Below are 17,241 nucleotides of genomic sequence, written 5' to 3'. Positions count from 1 at the left end.
TCTGGAGCCGCAACCATGGCCATGAAGAAGTTCGACCTTGAGAAAAACAAGGCGCTGAAATTGATGCAAAGCACCCACAAGGCCAGCCCCGACCGCTTCGGCAAGGCTTCGTCCGACGCGCCGCTCGACCGCCGCGAGCAGCGCAAGCTCGATCAGGCCGCGGGCCTCGTGCCGTTCGCCTGCAAGCTCAACGCCGATCTCGTGGCGAAGCTCAAGACGCGCGCCGAGCAGCATCCCGAAGGCATGACGGGTCTGCTGACCGAACTGCTCGAAGCCGGCCTCGCGAAGTAAGCCGCGCGCAATAAAAAGGGACAAAAAAAGCCAGAGCAATGCTCTGGCTTTTTTCTTTGCTGCAAGGACTGCGTCACGCGGACAAGCCGCGCAGCCGCTTAGTTCTGCGTGCCCTTGTCGCTCGTGCCGGCAGCCGAAGCGGCTTCCTCGACCTTGGCGCGCTTGCCATGGTGCTTGAGCTCCTTGTGATGCTTCTTGGCCTTGGCCGGTGCGCTGGCTGCCGGTGCGGCAGCGGCGGGCGCCGAAGCTTCCTGGGCAATAGCCGAAACCGAAATCAGTGCGACGGATGCTGCGATAAGCGAGGCGAGAGTCTTTTTCATCTGATGTTCCCCAAACCTGACAAATATGACCGGCACGTTGTAAATGGGCACTGCGTACTGGCGATTCGCTCCGCTGGCCGATCTGGGCGGGCGTTTCGCGCGAAGCAGTATCACGCAGCCCAGGCGGTTTGTCATCCGCAAACGGGGCGGTGTATTTTCCGGGAGACAACTGGCTTTCAGTTCGGATACGATCGGGATTTCGCACGTCCGTTTCATTGTGTTTTGTTGTGCGCGCCTGCGTGTACGCTCCCCGCGCTCGCTGCGCTCCGTGCGCTTTCGCCACGCATCATCCGCATGAAGTCTGCCGGGCGCCGCACACGCTCCCCGCCCGAACCGAGATTGCCGCTTGAACTCCGCCTCCCGCCAACACCTGCGCGCCAACCTGCTGATGCTGGCCGCCGCCATGATCTGGGGCTCCGCCTTCGTTGCCCAGCGCCTGAGCCTCGACGCCATCGGCCCGTTCCTCTTTACCGGCATCCGCTTCCTGCTGGGCGCGCTCGTCGTGTCGGTGTTCGTGTTCGCGCTGCGGCGCGCGCGCGGTGCGGGCATCGCTGACGGCCGCGCGCTATCCGCCGCCGCGCCGCGCCCGCTTTTCGACGCCGCCCTGCTGCGCGACGGCGCCGTGCTCGGCCTCGTGCTCGCGGTCGCGATCTCCTTGCAGCAGATCGGCCTGCGTTACACGAAAATCGCCAATGCAGGCTTCATCAGCTCGCTTTATGTCGTCATCGTGCCGATGCTGGGCGTGCTGCTGCGCCATCGCACCGGCCCCGGCACGTGGATCGGCGCGGCGCTCGCGGCCGTCGGGCTCTACCTGCTCAGCATCAACGAGCATTTTTCGATCATGTACGGCGACTGGTATCAACTCGGCTGTGCGCTTGTGATCAGCATTCAGGTGATGCTCGTGAGCCATTACGCGCCGCGTCACGATCCGCTCGCGCTGTCGATCGCGCAGTTCGTGGCCTGCGGCCTTGCGTGTCTCGCGATCGGCCTCGCCATCGAACCGCTGCGTCTCGCCGATCTCCTGCGCGCGGCGCCCGCGATTCTTTATGGCGGCGCGCTCTCCGTGGGCGTGGGCTACACGATCCAGGTGGTCGCGCAACGCGACGCCACGCCCGCGCACGCCGCCGTCATCTTCAGCATGGAAGGCGTGTTCGCGGCGCTCGCGGGCTGGGCCGCGCTCGGCGAAACGCTCACCACGCGCGCGCTCATGGGCTGCGTGCTGATGCTCGCCGGTCTGCTCGCCTGCCAGTTGTTGCCCACGCGCCGGAACGCCGAATCGGCCATCGATCAGGCCAGGACACCGGCAACCCAGCCCGCTGAACCGGCCTGAATTCGTGGCCTGAACACGCGTCGCGCACGCGTACGTTCGAGCAAAAAAGCGCTGCCTGCGGGCAGCGCTTTTTTTATCCGCGCGTTTTATGTCGCGCTTCACATCGTGCTTCGCGTGGATAACTTCGCATCGCTATCCACGCCGCCATTCACGTTCGCGCGAAGTTATCCACGGGAAGCTCTGGACAAACTGGGGACGACCTGGCGAATCGTCTGTGGATGGATTCTTGATAACCTGGCGTGAGCGGGAAAAGCCGAAAAAGTTATCCGCGCCATTCCGCGCGCGTCCATCGATTGTCCGCATGGCTGTCCATCTCGCATCGAATTGAACGCAAAAAGAAATACCGCGTTATCCACAGGAAATGCCAGGGCTTGTTAACTGTTACTACGTATACATATATTTATTGATATCTCTAAGAGGATAAAGCGCAGCCAGGGCGCGAATCGCGCGACGCACGCTTGGCGCTTCAACGCGCAAGGGCCAGCGAATCGACAAAACGTGGCAGCCCGAGCAACGCGCGTCGCGCAATCGAGCGCTTGACCTCCGCACCGCGCCCCGTGAACAACACCGTCTCGCTCGCGCTCGACACACCGTCGCGTTGCCTGCACGCCCATGCCAAGCCATGCGCGGCCGCCGCGCGTCCGTCCTGCCCCACGCTGAGCCAGCCGACGCTCGCGAGCGCCACGTTCGCCCCTTCCCTGCCTACCGCACGCTGGACCAGCAACGCTTCGGCCAACGCACGCGCCAACGCTTCGTTTTGCGCGGCATCGCCGGGTCCGTTGGCGATCGCCAACGGCTCGATGCCCGGCAAGCGCGCGAGCGCCGCACGCGTGTGCGCGATCAGCGTGACGTCGAGACAGCTTTCCGCGCCGGGCAGCTCGGCGAGCATCGTCGCGATATGTCCGGCTGTGCAGGTTTCGAGACTCGCGAGCACGAGTCCGCGCGACTTCAGATAGCCGACGATCTGCTTCGAAATGTTCATGATTCGATTCCGCAATAAAAAAGGCGTGCGGCCGCGAAGCCCGCACGCCTGATGGCGTATGACACGAGACGCACGACGCGTACGTCAGCCGCCGTTCATCATGCCCGCGATGGTGTCTTCGAGATTGCGCAGGCCCACAGTCGCGGGCTCGCTTTCGACGACGCCGAAAAACTCCGTGCGGCGCGGCGACGGATCGACGAGAAAATTGCGCACGTGCTGGCCATAGCGCGTGGGCGGCAGCAGACGCTCGGGCGGAATCACCTCGAACGCGGTGCCGATGGCGATAAACAGATCGTTGTCGTTCATCGACTGCTGGATGCGCCAGAGCGTTTCGTATTCGGGCGCAGCCTCGTTGAAGAACACCACGCCCGGCTTCACGCCTTCGACCTCGCCGCACGACGGGCACGCCGCGCCCGCATCGAGGCCCGCGCCGCGCGTCGGGAAACGATAGTCGCAATCGGTGCAGAGCAGCGAGATCATGTCGCCGTGCAGATGCGTGACCTGGCGCGCGCCGGCCTGTTCGAGCATGTCGTCGATGTTCTGCGTGATCAGATGCACGCGCTCCGTGCCCCACGTGTCCTGCCATTGCGCGAGCAGCTTGTGCGCCTCGTTGGGACGCGCGTCCGCGCATTCGGCGATGCGCTGGTTGTAGAAGCGGAACACCGCCGGACGATTGCGCCGCCACGTGAGGTAGTTGCAGACTTCGTCGATGCTGTGGCGCGTCCAGATGCCATCGCCGGTGCGGAACGTGGAGATGCCGCTTTCCGCCGACAGACCCGCGCCGGAAAACACGAACAGGCGCGGCAGGGATGATTGCAATTCGGGCACGTACGCCTCCTTGACTCGATGGCCGCCATTATGGCGCACGCTTTACAGACGGTTACAGCCGAGACTTCTGCGTTTCACCCTGGAACGGTTCCATTTTCTAGTATCGCGCCATCACGGACGCATCGCGCGTCCGATTCCTACGAGAAGATGGACGGATACACCATGAAACGCGCATTGATTCTGACCGCTATGGGGCTGAGCCTCGCCGCCGCATCGGGCGTGGCGTCGGCGCATACGGACTTCAACGTGATGCTGGGCGTGCCGGTCGCGCCGGTCTACGCCGCGCCGCCGCCGCCCGTGATCTACCAGGAAGCGCCGGTCGCGTACGCCGCGCCCGCGTATGGCTATGGCTACGGCTATCGCGAGGACGGCTGGGATCACGACGACGACCGCCGCTGGCACGATCACGGCCGTCATCGCGGCTGGTACAAGCATCACCACGGCGACGACGACGATTGAGGCACATCGCGGCGCCGCTGACGCTTATTGCGCGGCGGCCTGCGAAGCGGGCGGCTGCGCGCCGGGCGACGAGAAGTCGAGCTTCGGCGCGGTCGAGATCGCCAGCTCGTTCGCGACGCTGAAGTTGGGCCGAGGCTGATAGCCGAACGCCTTCGCCATGATCACACCGGGAAACTGGCGAATCTGCACGTTGTACTGCTGCACCGCGAGGATATAGCGGCCGCGCGCCACGGTGATGCGGTTCTCCGTGCCTTCAAGCTGCACCTGCAGATCCTGAAACAGCTTGTCCGCCTTCAGTTGCGGATAGTTCTCCGACACCACCATCAGGCGGCTCAGCGCGTTGGTCAGCTCGCCCTGCCGCATATCGAACGCCGCGAGCGCATTCGGATCCTTCGCCATCTGCGGCGTCATCTGCACGCTGCCGACGCTCGCGCGCGCCTGCGCCACCTGCGTCAGCACGCTCTGCTCGTGCGCGGCGTAGCCCTTCACGGCAGCGGCGAGGTTCGGCACCAGATCGGCGCGACGCTGATACTGATTCAGCACTTCCGACCACGCCGCATTCACATCCTCGTCCGACGACTGGATCGCGTTGTAGCCGCAGCCCGCGAGCGGTGCGAGGATCAGACAAGCCAGCAAAATGCGCAGCCACTTCATGAGTTCAATTCCTGTCGAAAGCCCGTTGCGGGCGAGTTGAGAAAAATCCGTTTGTGCGTGCGTCGAATGCGTTGCGCGCGCGTGTCACCAGTTGCCCGAAGCGCCGCCGCCGCCGCTCGAACCGCCACCACCGCCCCAGCCGGAATCGTCGTTCGACGAGCGGGAGCGTTTGCCGAACCACGACCACGATGACGACGAGTTCGACGACGTATCGACGCCCATGATCTTCGCGGCGATCCAGATGATCGCCATGGATCCGAGCAACACGACGACCGCCGCGGTGCCGAGCGCGTGGACAAAGCCGACGCCGGTTGCGCACACGAAGCCCGTCACCACGGCGTAGATGGCCGCGAAGATTGCCGACCATTTGCGGACTCGCCTGGAAAGATAGAGGCCGATTCCAAGCGCGCACGGCACGAAGCCGACGCAAGCGCCCAACATTGGCAGCAAGCTGAGGTCGTCGGAGCGAGGCGGCAGCCAGACGATCAGAAACAGCATGGTGGCAACGAAACCCGATACCAACGGCCAGATTGGGAAGTCGAGTTCGAAGCCCCGCCGCCGCCGGCGTTGTCGGCCGCCGTTATTCGTCTCCTTGCCTATGTTGTTAGTTGCGTTTTTGCCTGCCTGATCGTTCGGCTCCCGATCGCGGCTGGCTGCTTCGGCATCGGCTTTCGCCTGCGCACGCCGTGTTTTGTAGACCCGCCCGCCGACGACACCCAGCAGCAGATTCGCGAAGGCCAGCCCGAACCACAAGAGCGGTCCGTCGTAGCGCGAAGGCGGCGCCAACATCGGCGGTGTGCGCGCTGTGGCGGTGGCTGGGTCGACGGAATCGTTGGAGTGGGCGGAATCCGCGGAATTCGCCATCGAACTCGCGGCGGATTCATCAGCCGTCTCGTCGGGCGTCGATGCGCCCGTCTGCACGGGATCGGTCAGACGTTGCGTCAGCGAGTCGACCGCCGCGCTGATGCCGGCTTCGAACTTGTTGTCGCGAAACGCCGGCACGATCCGCTCGCGGATGATGCGCCCCGCGATCACATCGGGCACCGTGCCTTCGAGGCCGTAGCCCACTTCGATACGCACGTGATGATCGTGCAGCGCGGCCACGAGCAGGATGCCGTTGTCGGCCTTCTTCTGCCCCAGCTTCCATTGCTCGAAAATCTGCGTCGCGTATTGCTCGATGCTGACGTCGCCGGTGCTGGGCACGAGCAGCACGGCGAGCTGATCGCCGGTCTGCTGTTCGAGCGCGGCAAGCCGGCGCGTGAGATCGGCCGTGCAGGCGCTGGAGAGCGCGCTGGTGAGGTCGGTGACGCGTCCCTGAGGGTGCGGGATCGAATCGGCGCTGAGGACCGTATCGACGAGCGGCGCGGCGTAGGCTTGCGTGCAGGCGCCGGTGCCTGCATCGGCACTCGCGACAACGCTTGTGTCGCCGTCGGCTGCCGCGCTGCTGCCCACCCCACTGCCGCCCTCGTTGCTGCCCGCGTGCGCCGCCACGCAGATCAGCAGCGCGGCCAGCCATCCCAGTCGAATCATGACGCCTTGTCCTCTCGATCGCTCGCTTCCCAATCTGTCAGAGGAAAGCGATTTGGCGCCAGTCTGCACCAAACCCGGCGCGCTGAAAACGATCTATGCGCACTGCATCAACAAAGCGTTTTCACGCTCTACGAAGCGAAAAACCAATAAAAAAGCGCCGGATTTTCATCCGGCGCTTCTCAGGCAGCAAAGTGCGGCAGCCGCCGCTCGCGCGTTATTCCACCGTCACGGATTTCGCGAGATTGCGCGGCTTGTCCACGTCGGTGCCACGCGCGCAGGCCGTGTGATACGCGAGCAGCTGCAGCGGCACCACGTGCAGGATCGGCGAAAGCAGGCCGTAGTGCTCCGGCATGCGGATCACGTGGATGCCCTCTTCGCTCGTGATATGCGTGTCGGCGTCGGCGAACACGTAGAGCTGGCCGCCGCGCGCACGCACTTCCTGCATGTTCGACTTGAGCTTCTCCAGCAGCGCGTCGTTCGGCGCGACCGTGACCACGGGCATTGCTTCCGTCACCAGCGCGAGCGGGCCATGCTTGAGTTCGCCCGCCGGATACGCTTCCGCGTGGATGTAGGAGATTTCCTTCAGCTTGAGCGCGCCTTCGAGCGCGATCGGGTAATGCAGCCCGCGGCCGAGGAACAGCGCGTTTTCCTTGCGCGCGAACTCCTCCGACCACGCGATGATCTGCGGCTCCAGCGCGAGCACGCCGTTGAGCGCGGCGGGCAGATGGCGCAGCAGCTTCAGATACGCGGCTTCCTGCTCCACGCTCACGTGGCCGCGCAGCTTGCCGAGCGTGACCGCGAGGATGAACAGGCCGACCAGCTGCGTGGTGAACGCCTTGGTCGACGCCACGCCGATTTCGCGGCCCGCGTGCGTGAGGAACTTGAGTTCGGTGAGGCGCACCATCGCGCTCGTCGCGACGTTGCAGACGGCCAGCGTGTGCGCCATGCCGAGCGACTGCGCGTGCTTGAGCGCCGCGAGCGTGTCGGCGGTTTCGCCCGACTGCGAAATCGTGACGACCAGCGCGCGCGGGTTCGGCACCGACTCGCGGTAACGATACTCGCTCGCGATCTCCACGTCGGTGCGGATCTTCGCGACCGATTCGAGCCAGTACTTCGCCGTGAGGCCCGCGTAATAGCTCGTGCCGCACGCGAGAATCAGGATGCTGTCGATGCCCTTGAACACCTCGCCCGCGTTCTCGCCGAACAGGTCGGTATCGAAGGCGTCGGCGGCCGGGATCGTGTCGGAAATCGCGCGCGGCTGCTCGAAGATTTCCTTCTGCATGTAATGGCGATACGGCCCGAGTTCGACCTCGGCGCCGTAGCCGCTGTAAGCCTGCACGTCGCGCGTCTCGCGCGTGACGATGTTGCCCTGACGGTCGGCGATGCGCACGCCTTCGAGCGTGATTTCGCAGACGTCGCCTTCTTCGAGGTAGCTCACGCGCTCGGCGCTGCCCGCGATGGCGAGCGCGTCGGACGCGATGAAGTTTTCGCCCTTGCCGTAGCCGACCACGAGCGGCGAACCCGCGCGCGCGCCCACGACCGTATGCGGCTGATCCTTGTGCACGACGCCGATCGCATACGCGCCCGCGAGCTGCTGCACGGCTTCGCGCACGGCGGCGAACAGATCGCCTCGATACAGGCTGTGAATCAGGTGCGCGATGACTTCGGTATCGGTCTGCGAGACGAACTCGTAGCCCTGGCTTTTGAGCGTTTCGCGCAGCGTTTCGTAGTTCTCGATGATGCCGTTGTGCACGATCGCCAGCGCGTTGCGCGAGAAGATCGGGTGCGCGTTGTTGACGGTCGGCGCGCCGTGCGTGGCCCAGCGCGTATGCGCGATGCCCGTGACGCCTTCGAAGTGCGCCTCGCGCACCTGCTCGTCGAGCTCGGCCACGCGCGCGACGCTGCGTACGCGCTGCGGGCCTTCGGCCGTCACGATGGCCACGCCGCACGAGTCGTAACCGCGATATTCGAGCCGCCGCAGTCCTTCGATAAGAACGGGGACGATGTTACGTTGCGCTACCGCGCCGACGATGCCGCACATGGAATTCGATCCTTTGCAATGAGAGGCGGGGCGCCGCGCGCGTGTTCAAGGCGCGGCGCCCGAAGTGTCCTGCCGTTCAGCTTTTTTTCTTCACCGGACGAACGTAGCCGGTTTTCGCGATCTGGGTTTTCTCGTTGAGCGCCAGCGTGTCGGCCGGCACGTCCTTCCAGACCGTGGTGCCCGCCGCGATGGTCACGCCGCGGCCCACGCGCACGGGCGCGACGAGCTGCGTATCCGAGCCCACGAACACGTGGTCCTCGATCACGGTGCGATGCTTGTTCGCGCCGTCGTAGTTGCAGGTGATGGTGCCCGCGCCGATGTTCACGCCCGCGCCGACATCCGCGTCGCCCACGTAGCTCAGGTGATTCGCCTTCGAGCCGAGGCCGATGTTCGCGTTCTTCACTTCGACGAAGTTGCCGACGTGCACTTCGTCGGCGAGCTTCGCGCCCGGACGCAGACGCGCGTAAGGACCGAGCACGGCCTTCGCGCCCACGGTGGCGTTTTCGATGTGCGTGTAGGCGTCCACGCGCGTGCCCGCGCCGATCTCGGCATCGCGGATCACGCAGTTCGGGCCGATATGCACGTTGTCGCCGATGGTGACCGTGCCTTCGAACACGCAGTTCACGTCGATGAACACGTCGCGGCCGCACGAGATCGTGCCGCGCAGATCGAAGCGCGCCGGGTCGGCGAGCGTGACGCCGCCCGCGAGCAGCGTGTCGGCGGCATTGCGCTGATAGACGCGTTCGAGCACCGCGAGCTGCTGCTTGCTGTTGACGCCGAGCGTTTCCCATTCGGCGTCGGGCTGCGTGGTCACGACCGCGTGACCGGCGGCAATCGCGGATTCCACCACGTCGGTCAGGTAATACTCGCCCTGGGCGTTGTCGTTCTTCAGCGCGTCGAGCCAGCCCGCGAGCGGCGCCGTGGGCGTCACGACGATGCCGGTGTTGATCTCGTCGATCAGGCGTTCGTCGTCGTCGGCGTCTTTCTGCTCGACGATGCGCACGACCTCGCCGGTCGCGCCGCGCACGATGCGGCCATAGCCGGTCGGGTCGTCGAGCGTGACGGTGAGAATGCCGTAGGCGTTCGCGCCGGCCGCGTCGGTCAGGCGCTTGAGCGTGGACGCGCGCGTGAGCGGCACGTCGCCGTAGAGCACGAGCGTGGGCACCGACGGATCGAGCAGCGGCAGCGCCTGCGCGAGCGCGTGGCCGGTGCCGAGCTGCTGTTCCTGCAGCGCGAATTGCACATCGGGGGCGCCGACGGCGGCACGCACGGCGTCGCCGCCATGGCCGATCACCACGACGAGTCGCGTGGGCGACAGCGTGCGGGCGGTATCGATGACGTGCGAGAGAAGCGGCTTGCCAGCCAGCGGATGCAGTACTTTGGGCAGCGCGGAGTGCATGCGTTTGCCCATGCCTGCCGCGAGGATCACGATGTTCATTGCATCGGTGACTTGAGTGGGAATGAAGCGATCGATTCTAGCATGGGGGGTATGCGCCGGACGCCTTGCGGACAGGCCTTCGGCGCGGATTCCCCGTGTTTAGCACACACTTTTACAAGCGCGTTGCGCGCATGCAACCCGTGTCGCGCGCGCACGCCTGCGCCGCACGAAAAAACGGCCCGCGTGAGATCACGTCGGGCCGCCTGGGGTCGGATGCGCATTGCGCATCGCATTCATTCTGAACGCGCGTCGATCAGAGATCGTCGAGCGGCGTGAACTTGAGCGTCGCGCCTTCGCTGGACGCGGGCGTGTCGGTCGAGCACGGTTCTTCGTCGAAGGCGATGTCGCCGTTCGGGTCCTCGACGCCGGTCGCGCGCAGATCCTTGAAGCCGAACAGCGAGGCGTCCATCAGATGCGAGGGCACGACGTTGCCGAGCGCATTGAACATGTTCTCGATGCGGCCCGGGAAACGCTTGTCCCAGTCGCGGATCAGCGCCTTCATTTCGGCGCGCTTGAGGTTCGGCTGGCTGCCGCACAGATTGCACGGAATGATCGGGAATTCGCGCAGTTCCGCGTACTTTTCCAGATCGACTTCCTTCACGTAGGCGAGCGGGCGGATCACGATGTTCTTGCCGTCGTCCGATTGCAGCTTGGGCGGCATGCCCTTGAGCTTGCCGCCGTAGAACATGTTCAGCAGCAGCGTTTGCAGGATGTCGTCGCGATGGTGGCCGAGCGCGATCTTGGTCGCGCCCAGTTCGCCCGCCACGCGGTAGAGAATGCCGCGGCGCAGGCGCGAGCACAGCGAGCACGTGGTCTTGCCCTCGGGCACGAGGCGCTTGACGATGCTGTACGTGTCCTGGTTCTCGATGTGATACGGCACGCCGATCTTGTCGAGATACGCGGGCAGGATGTGTTCCGGGAAGCCCGGCTGCTTCTGGTCGAGATTCACCGCGACGATCTCGAAGTCGATCGGCGCGCGCTCGCGCAGGCGCATCAGCACGTCGAGCATGGCGTAGCTGTCCTTGCCGCCGGACAGGCAGACCATGACCTTGTCGCCGTCCTCGATCATGTTGTAGTCGCCGATCGCCTGGCCGACCTGGCGCACGATGCGCTTGTAGAGCTTGTTGTTCTCGTAGGCTTCTTTCTGCTCGCGTTTGGTCAGCGCCTGGCGGCCGCCGGCTTCGGGTGTATCGACTTCGGGCGCTTCAGCCTGGTTCTGATCCACGGGCAGCGTTTCGGGTGCGTTCATGGCTCAGTCCTCTTTGATGCGAAAGACTTCGACGCCCACCGCGTCGCAGTCCGGATAGACGTCGGGCTTTTCGGTCGACACGCGCACCGCGCGCACCTGCTCGTGCGCGAGCAGCGCGGCGGCGAGGTCGTCGACGAGGGTTTCCTGCAGATGGATATGCCCCTGGCCGATGCGCGCCGCGACCGTCGCGCGCATGTAGTCGTAATCGACGACTTCGCGCAGCTTGTCTTCGCGCGGCGTGGTCGACGCGAGCGGCACGTACAGATCGACGTTGATCACGACGCGCTGTTCGCCGCGTTTTTCGAAGTCATGCACGCCGATGTTGATGTTGACTTCGTAGTTGCGCAGAAAGAGCCGGCGGCAGTCGGCGAGCCGGGGATGCAGGAGTACGGCGGACATGTTCGTTCCAGTCGATAAAAGCGTGCGTTTCAGGCACCTGCGCAGGCGCGCTGCGCCATGCGGGTCAGTCAGATTCGCGCGGTCCTTCTGCCAGACTGTCGGGGCGCTCGGGCGAGCGGTGCGACGAGGCGGAAAAGGCCGCGATAAAACGTTTCGGGCGCGCGGCAATGTCTTGCAGTTAGTTGCTTTTCAGTGCCGAGCATTCATGTTGCGCCCGCGACCGGTTTTTCGCGAACGCCAGCGGGCGCGTGGGTCTTCGGACCCGCATCAGCGCGCTCAGGCGCCCGTCAAAAACATCACGTCGCGCGGCAGCGGCACGAGATGCTGGCCGCCGTCGACGACGAGCGTCGTGCCGGTCACGCCGCGCGCCTGCGCGAGATACAGCGCGGCGTCGATCAGATCCTCGGGCCGCGACGCACGGCCCAGCGGCGTCACCTTGTGCGCCGCCTCGAAACCTGCCGGCGACTGATCGCCGGACTGCAGCGTGAGACCGGGCGCGAGCCCCGCCACGCGGACCTTCGGCGCGAGCGCCTGGGCCAGCGCGACGGTGGCGTTCGCGAGCGCGGCCTTCGTCAGCGTGTACGACAGGTAATCCGGATTCATGTTGTACAGCTTCTGGTCGAGCACGTTGATGACGCACGCGCGCAGCGCTTCGTCGTGCTCCGCGGCATCGGGCGTGGCCTCCCAGAGCGTGCGCGCCAGCACGAGCGGCGCGCCCACGTTGATCGACATGAGTTGCAGCAGCTTTTCGTAGCCGACGTCGCGCGCCGTGTCCTCGCTGAAACGCGAGGCGTTGTTCAGCACACAGGATGGCCTGCCGAGCGCGGCCGTGCAATCGGGCACGAGTCGCGCCACCTGCGCCTCGTTCGCCAGATCGGCGTGCAGCGCGATCGCGCGACGGCCCAGTGCGCGGATTTCCGCGACCACTTCGTCGGCTTCCTCGCGCGAGTCGCCGTAATGCACCGCTACGTCCCAGCCGTGCGCCGCGAAACCCAGCGAGAACGCCCGGCCGATGCGCCGCGCGCCGCCCGTCACCAGCACCACGCGCGCGGGCGCAGCGGTATTAGCGGGGTCGGAAGCGGAATGCGCGGTCTGCGCTGCGCCGCGTTCAGGCGCGCCGATGCCGGAAGTTGCGCTCATTTACAATGCCGGGATGAATCCGAAAGCTCACGAACCCGCTAGTTTACCTGTTCCCGAGCCGATCGCGCTCGCGCAGTCCGAGGCGCTCGCCGCGACCTTGCGCGCCGAACTCGCCGCAGCGGGCGGCTGGCTGCCGTTCGACCGCTACATGGAGCGCGTGCTCTACGCGCCGGGCCTCGGCTATTACAGCGGAGGCGCGCGCAAATTCGGCCTGCTCGCCGACGACGGCAGCGACTTCGTAACCGCGCCCGAGATGTCGCCGCTCTTTTCGGCTACGCTCGCGCGCGCTGTCGCCGAAGCGCTCGACAAAAGCGGCACGCACGCGCTGATGGAATTCGGCGCGGGCACGGGCCGTCTCGCGGCGGGCGTGATGCTCTCGCTCGAAGCGCTGAACGTGCGCTTCGATTCCTACGCCATCGTCGATCTGTCGGGCGAATTGCGCGAGCGTCAACGCGAAACCATCGCGAAGCTCGCGCCGCATCTGGCGGAGCGCGTGCGCTGGCTCGACGCGCTGCCCGAGAGCTTCGAAGGCGTGGTGATCGGCAACGAGGTGCTCGACGCCATGCCCGTGCGCCTCTTCGCGCGCAAGGACGCCGTCTGGCACGAACGCGGCGTGGCCGTGAACGACGCCGGCGCCTTCGTGTTCTCCGACCGCCCCGCGCACAGCGGCGACGCGGACTGGGCCGCAAGCGTGCCGGGCAGCGTGCTCGCGCAGATCGACGGCAGCGAGGATTACGTCGCGGAAACGCACGAAGCGGCGCTCGCCTTCACGCGCACGGTCTGCGCGATGCTCGCGCGCGGCGCGGCGTTCTTCATCGACTACGGCTTTCCGGCTGGCGAGTACTACCACCCGCAGCGCGTGCAAGGCACGCTGATGTGCCACTACCGCCACCGCGCGCACGGCGATCCGTTCCTCTACCCCGGCTTGCAGGACATCACGGCGCACGTCGAATTCACCGGCATCGCGCAGGCGGGCGTGGAAACCGGCGCGGACCTGCTCGGCTACACCTCGCAGGCGCGTTTTCTGATGAACGCGGGCATCACCGACGTGCTCGGCGAAATCGACCCGAGCGACGTCGTGCGCTTCATGCCCGCGGCGAACGCGGTGCAGAAACTCGTTTCCGAAGCGGAGATGGGCGAGCTGTTCAAGGTGATCGCGTTCTCGTGCGGCATCGACTCGACCCTCGCGGCGTTCGCGCGCGGCGACCGCAGCCACACGCTCTGATCCTCTCTACACTCACGGCCCCGACATGATCCGCTGGTTTCTGACCACCTTCATCGCCGTCGCGATTCTGTCGAGCGCCCAGCCCTGGCTGCGCAAGCTCGGCATCGGCCGGTTGCCCGGCGACGTCACGCTGCGGATTTTCGGCCGCGAGTATCCGCTGCCGTTCATGTCGACGCTGGTGCTGTCGATGGCGCTGTCGTTTCTCGTGCGCGCGCTTTGAGGCGATGAAGCGGGCGCGCGCCGCCCTATAAAAAACGGCGCACACGTGCGCCGTTTTTCGTTCCCGCAAGCGTCGATCGAGACTCAAGCCGCCGCGAGCGCACTCTCCACCGCATCGACACGCGCGCGGTGCACGGCGTCCTTGATCTTCTCCGCCACGGACGTGCCGCTCTTGCCGTGCGCCTGAGCCGCCGCCGTCACTTCCCCGGCGATCTTGCCCGCATCGACGCCACGCGCCGCGACCAGCGCCACACGCAAGCGCTCGGCCTGCGGATACGGCGCGTTCTCCCAGTTCAGGCGTCCGCGCAGATCCGACTCGCAGGCCTGCAACGCTTCGGCGAAACGCGCGGGCTTGCGCAGCGCGTCGCTGCGCTCGAACAGCCGCACGAGCGCAGCCGCGCCCATATCCATCACGCGATGCACGTTGCCATGCTCGCGCGCGACGAGCACCGCGAGATCGCGGCAATCGTTCGGCACGCGCAGCCGGTCGCAAAGTGGCTTGAGCAGATCGACGCTGCGTCCTTCATGGCCGATATGGCGCGGCAACACATCCTCGGGCGTGGTTGCCTTGCCGAGATCGTGCGTGAGCGCCGCGAAGCGCACCGGCAGCGCGTAGCCCTGCACGGCCGCGTGGTCGATCACCATCATCACGTGCACGCCGGTGTCGACTTCGGGGTGATAGTCGGCGCGCTGCGGCACGCCCCAGAGCGCATCGACTTCGGGCAGCACGCGCGCGAGCGCGCCGCATTCGCGCAGCACTTCGAACATGCGCGACGGCTTCGCTTCCATCAGCCCGCGCGAGACTTCCTGCCAGACGCGTTCGGGCACGAGCGCATCGACCTCGCCCGAGTTCACCATCTCGCGCATCAGCGTCATGGTCTCGGGCGCGACGGTGAAATCGGCGAAACGCGCGGCAAAGCGCGCCACGCGCAGGATGCGCACGGGATCTTCGAGAAACGCATCGCTGACATGACGGAACACGCGCGCGCGCAGATCGTTCGCGCCGCCGAACGGATCGACGACCGGCCCGGTCATCACGCCGCCCGGCTGCACCTCGCGCGCCATCGCGTTGATCGTGAGATCGCGCCGCGCGAGATCCTCTTCGAGCGTCACGTCGGGCGCGTAGAAGAACTGGAAGCCGTGATAGCCCGCCGCCGTCTTGCGCTCGGTGCGCGCGAGCGCGTACTCCTCCTGGGTCTGCGGATGCAGAAACACCGGAAAGTCCTTGCCGACGGGACGATAACCTTGCGCGGCCATCTGCTCCGGCGTTGCGCCGACCACGACGTAATCGCGGTCGCGCACCGGCAGGCCGAGCATCTCGTCGCGGATCGCGCCGCCTACGACATAAATCTTCATGCTGCGGAATCGTCGAGTTCGTCGTGGCCGATGCGATGCGTCTCGCGGCGCGCGGCGTCGATCCACGCGGCCACGGCGGGCAGCGCCGTGACGCGTTGCGCGTAGGCGGCGGCCTGCGGCGAAAGCGTCGGCTGGTAGCTGTTGAAGCGCATCACCACGGGCGCGTACATCGCGTCGGCGATGCTGAATTCGCCGAACAGGAACGGGCCGCCGCTCGCGTCGAGGCAGGCGTTCCAGAGCGCATCGACGCGCGCGATATCGGCGAGCGCGCCGGGCGTCGCGCCCGCACCCGGCTTGATCGTGCGGATCGACATCGGCATGTGCGTGCGCAGTTCGCCGAAGCCCGAGTGCATTTCAGCGCTCACGCTGCGCGCCTGCGCGCGCACGTTCGCGTCGCGCGGCCACATCGCGTGCTGCGGAAAACGCTCGGCGAGCGTTTCGGCGATCGCGAGCGAATCCCACACCGCCACGCCGTCGTCGGTGACGAGGCACGGCACCTTGCCCGACGACGAGAACGCCAGAATCGCGTCCTTCGTGCCCGGCTGATCGAGCTCGATCAGCACCTCGTCGAACGGCAGGCCGAAATGCGTCATCAGCACCCAGGGGCGCATCGACCACGACGAGTAGTTCTTGTCTCCGATTACGAGCTTCATGATGACCATCGCAAAAATGTTGAGGGACGCCGCGCTTTTCGCCGTGCCTGGAATCTCGTGCGCCGCGTCCGGCTCGCCGGTTTATCGTCCCGCGCTGGCGCGGAAGATGTTCAGGCGCGAGCGCAGCGAGGCGTCGGCGAGATAGAGCGGCGCGATCGTTTCGATGCTCGCGGGCTCGACACCCAGTTCGGGCGCGAGCGGACCGCTCAGCACGCTGTCGACTTTCATCGAATCGAGATTGTCGCGCGTGAGCACCGGCTCGCCCGGCGCGAATTCGAACGAGAACGCCTGCAAACGCGCGAACGCGTCGGGCAGCCGCACGATGCGCGCGTGCTTGCCGATCGCCTCGCCGCAGTACTGCACGAGCTGTTCGAGCGTGTAGACGGTCGGGCCGCCGAGTTCGTAAGTGTGCCCGCTCGCGGCGTCGAGATCGAGCACATTCACGATCGCCTTCGACACGTCGCCGACAAACACCGGTTGAAACTTCGCATCCGGCATGCCCAGCGGGATCATCGGAAAGAGTTTTTGCAGCACGGCGAAACGGTTGAGAAAGCTGTCCTCGGGACCGAACACGACCGACGGGCGGAAGATCGTGGAGGCCAGCGACGTGGACGCGTGCACGGCCTTTTCACCGTCGCCCTTCGAGCGCAGATACATGCTCGGGCCGCGCGGATCGGCGCCCAGCGCGCTCAGGTGGATGAGCCGGTGCACGCCCTTGCTCTCGCAGGCGGCGACGATCTTGGTGGGGAGATCGACGTGGAGCTTCGCGAAGCCCGCGCCGTAAGGCGTGCCGTGGCCGCCGTTGAGCGTGCCGACGAGATTGATGGCGGCGTCCGCGCCTTCGAGAAAGCCCGCGAGCGCGACGGGATCGCTCACGTCGGTTTCGAGCACGTCGATGGGCAACAGGGTGAGATGGCGGGCGTTGGCGCGGCGCCGGGTGGCCACGCGCACGGTCTTGCCGGCCTCGACGAGCGCGTTGACGAGGTGGCTGCCGATGAATCCCGAACCGCCGATGACCGCGATGGCTTGATGTCTCATCTTCGACCTCCTCGTGCAGACGGCGGCGAGGCGTGGGGAGGTCCGCGGGAGACGGCTGGCGAGGCGGCGCGGCCCGCGTGCGAGCGGAA

The 17,241-nt window shown here is 66.0% G+C and carries 18 protein-coding genes; 5 read left to right on the top strand and 13 right to left on the bottom strand.

Going from position 1 to position 17,241, the window contains the following annotated elements:
* Positions 1 to 15 precede the first annotated feature (15 nt).
* Positions 16 to 291, top strand: a complete 276-nt coding sequence (locus U4Y88_RS27715) for a hypothetical protein (protein ID WP_224015833.1) — start codon at positions 16 to 18, stop codon at positions 289 to 291.
* A 98-nt stretch (positions 292 to 389) separates the two neighbouring features.
* On the opposite strand, the gene U4Y88_RS27710 is transcribed toward U4Y88_RS27715, so the two are convergent.
* On the bottom strand, positions 390 to 611 hold the full coding sequence (locus tag U4Y88_RS27710) for a hypothetical protein (RefSeq protein ID WP_224015830.1): 222 nt from the start codon (positions 609 to 611) through the stop codon (positions 390 to 392).
* Positions 612 to 957: 346 nt separating this feature from the next.
* Between U4Y88_RS27710 and U4Y88_RS27705 the strand changes: the two genes are divergently transcribed.
* Positions 958 to 1,941 (top strand): DMT family transporter, encoded by a 984-nt coding sequence (locus tag U4Y88_RS27705; protein WP_321787664.1) that lies wholly within the window; start codon positions 958 to 960, stop codon positions 1,939 to 1,941.
* A 466-nt stretch (positions 1,942 to 2,407) separates the two neighbouring features.
* On the opposite strand, the gene U4Y88_RS27700 is transcribed toward U4Y88_RS27705, so the two are convergent.
* Positions 2,408 to 2,923, bottom strand: a complete 516-nt coding sequence (locus tag U4Y88_RS27700) for a CinA family protein (RefSeq protein WP_321787662.1) — start codon at positions 2,921 to 2,923, stop codon at positions 2,408 to 2,410.
* A gap of 84 nt (positions 2,924 to 3,007) precedes the next feature.
* Positions 3,008 to 3,751, bottom strand: coding sequence for an SIR2 family NAD-dependent protein deacylase (locus tag U4Y88_RS27695; RefSeq protein WP_224015824.1), 744 nt, complete (start codon positions 3,749 to 3,751; stop codon positions 3,008 to 3,010).
* A gap of 162 nt (positions 3,752 to 3,913) precedes the next feature.
* Here U4Y88_RS27695 and U4Y88_RS27690 point away from each other — a divergent pair, with 162 nt between their 5' ends.
* Positions 3,914 to 4,210, top strand: coding sequence for a hypothetical protein (locus tag U4Y88_RS27690; protein ID WP_224015823.1), 297 nt, complete (start codon positions 3,914 to 3,916; stop codon positions 4,208 to 4,210).
* Between the two features lie 24 nt (positions 4,211 to 4,234).
* Here the strand turns inward: U4Y88_RS27690 and U4Y88_RS27685 are convergent, their stop codons facing one another.
* The 7 genes from U4Y88_RS27685 to U4Y88_RS27655 form a co-directional block, all read right to left on the bottom strand.
* Positions 4,235 to 4,864: a LemA family protein gene (locus U4Y88_RS27685; RefSeq protein WP_224015819.1), complete on the bottom strand. Its 630-nt coding sequence runs from the start codon at positions 4,862 to 4,864 to the stop codon at positions 4,235 to 4,237.
* An 84-nt stretch (positions 4,865 to 4,948) separates the two neighbouring features.
* Positions 4,949 to 6,463, bottom strand: coding sequence for a TPM domain-containing protein (locus U4Y88_RS27680; protein WP_321787696.1), 1,515 nt, complete (start codon positions 6,461 to 6,463; stop codon positions 4,949 to 4,951).
* Positions 6,464 to 6,608: 145 nt separating this feature from the next.
* Positions 6,609 to 8,435 carry a glutamine--fructose-6-phosphate transaminase (isomerizing) gene (glmS, locus tag U4Y88_RS27675; protein WP_321787660.1) on the bottom strand — a complete coding sequence of 609 codons (1,827 nt, stop codon included), beginning with the start codon at positions 8,433 to 8,435 and terminating at the stop codon, positions 6,609 to 6,611.
* 76 nt (positions 8,436 to 8,511) lie between these two features.
* The gene (gene glmU, locus U4Y88_RS27670; protein ID WP_321787658.1) at positions 8,512 to 9,873 is read right to left on the bottom strand and encodes a bifunctional UDP-N-acetylglucosamine diphosphorylase/glucosamine-1-phosphate N-acetyltransferase GlmU; all 1,362 of its coding nucleotides are present in this window, start codon (positions 9,871 to 9,873) and stop codon (positions 8,512 to 8,514) included.
* A 253-nt stretch (positions 9,874 to 10,126) separates the two neighbouring features.
* Complete coding sequence (gene ttcA / locus U4Y88_RS27665) at positions 10,127 to 11,122, bottom strand: tRNA 2-thiocytidine(32) synthetase TtcA (RefSeq protein WP_321787657.1); 996 nt, start codon at positions 11,120 to 11,122, stop codon at positions 10,127 to 10,129.
* A 3-nt stretch (positions 11,123 to 11,125) separates the two neighbouring features.
* Positions 11,126 to 11,521: a dihydroneopterin aldolase gene (locus U4Y88_RS27660; protein ID WP_065061120.1), complete on the bottom strand. Its 396-nt coding sequence runs from the start codon at positions 11,519 to 11,521 to the stop codon at positions 11,126 to 11,128.
* Positions 11,522 to 11,797: 276 nt separating this feature from the next.
* The gene (locus tag U4Y88_RS27655) at positions 11,798 to 12,661 is read right to left on the bottom strand and encodes an SDR family oxidoreductase (RefSeq protein WP_310632921.1); all 864 of its coding nucleotides are present in this window, start codon (positions 12,659 to 12,661) and stop codon (positions 11,798 to 11,800) included.
* A 13-nt stretch (positions 12,662 to 12,674) separates the two neighbouring features.
* Here U4Y88_RS27655 and U4Y88_RS27650 point away from each other — a divergent pair, with 13 nt between their 5' ends.
* Both U4Y88_RS27650 and U4Y88_RS27645 read left to right on the top strand, forming a co-directional pair.
* Positions 12,675 to 13,886, top strand: a complete 1,212-nt coding sequence (locus U4Y88_RS27650) for a class I SAM-dependent methyltransferase (protein WP_321787654.1) — start codon at positions 12,675 to 12,677, stop codon at positions 13,884 to 13,886.
* A gap of 25 nt (positions 13,887 to 13,911) precedes the next feature.
* Positions 13,912 to 14,106, top strand: coding sequence for a DUF2905 domain-containing protein (locus U4Y88_RS27645; RefSeq protein ID WP_224015803.1), 195 nt, complete (start codon positions 13,912 to 13,914; stop codon positions 14,104 to 14,106).
* Between the two features lie 83 nt (positions 14,107 to 14,189).
* Here the strand turns inward: U4Y88_RS27645 and U4Y88_RS27640 are convergent, their stop codons facing one another.
* From U4Y88_RS27640 to U4Y88_RS27630, 3 genes are all read right to left on the bottom strand, one after another.
* The gene (locus U4Y88_RS27640) at positions 14,190 to 15,461 is read right to left on the bottom strand and encodes a multifunctional CCA addition/repair protein (RefSeq protein WP_321787652.1); all 1,272 of its coding nucleotides are present in this window, start codon (positions 15,459 to 15,461) and stop codon (positions 14,190 to 14,192) included.
* A complete protein-coding gene (locus U4Y88_RS27635) occupies positions 15,458 to 16,114 on the bottom strand; it encodes a glutathione S-transferase family protein (protein ID WP_321787650.1) in 657 nt (218 codons plus the stop codon). Before U4Y88_RS27635 ends, U4Y88_RS27640 begins: the two co-directional genes overlap by 4 nt.
* 81 nt (positions 16,115 to 16,195) lie before the next feature.
* Entirely contained in the window at positions 16,196 to 17,152 is a 957-nt protein-coding gene (locus U4Y88_RS27630) for a complex I NDUFA9 subunit family protein (protein ID WP_310632917.1), read from the bottom strand.
* Positions 17,153 to 17,241: the final 89 nt, after the last annotated feature.

Source organism: Paraburkholderia sp. J94 (genome assembly GCF_905220285.1).
Taxonomy (GTDB): Bacteria; Pseudomonadota; Gammaproteobacteria; order Burkholderiales; family Burkholderiaceae; genus Paraburkholderia; species Paraburkholderia tropica_A.
Note: the sequence above shows the minus strand (reverse complement) of the source record. Positions and strands in the feature narration are given on the sequence as shown.